This window comes from Bradyrhizobium sp. Mp27, from assembly GCF_029953005.1.
Classification (GTDB): Bacteria; Pseudomonadota; Alphaproteobacteria; order Rhizobiales; family Xanthobacteraceae; genus Bradyrhizobium; species Bradyrhizobium barranii.
This window is the reverse complement of sequence record NZ_JASAUS010000658.1, coordinates 1-415: the sequence shown is the minus strand read 5'-3', so window position 1 is coordinate 415 and position 415 is coordinate 1. Positions and strand designations below refer to the sequence as shown.

Genomic DNA, 415 nt, shown 5'->3' with positions numbered 1-415 from the left:
GGTTCAGCGACAGCGGGCGATAGACGTCGCCCATCACCTTGCGGCCGCGCTCGTCGGAGGTGCCGACGACGACGCGATCGGGGTACTTGAAGTCGCGGATCGCCGCGCCCTCGCGCAGGAATTCGGGGTTGGAGGCGACCACGACGTCGGCCGCAGGGTTGGTCTCGCGGATGATGCGCTCGACCTCGTCGCCGGTGCCGACCGGGACGGTCGACTTGGTCACGACGACGGTGAAGCCCGACAGCGACTGCGCGATCTCGCGCGCGGCGGCGTAGACATAGGACAGATCGGCATGACCGTCGCCGCGGCGCGACGGCGTGCCGACCGCGATGAAGACGGCATCGGCGTCCGCGACCGGCTTCGACAGATCGGTGGTGAAGTCGAGCCGCTTGGCCTTCACATTGGTCGCGACCAG

At 68.9% G+C, this 415-nt stretch carries 1 pseudogene; it reads right to left on the bottom strand.

Annotated features, from left to right (window positions below):
• A pseudogene (locus QJT78_RS52205) lies at positions 1-415 on the bottom strand (UDP-glucose 6-dehydrogenase); the annotation flags it as partial.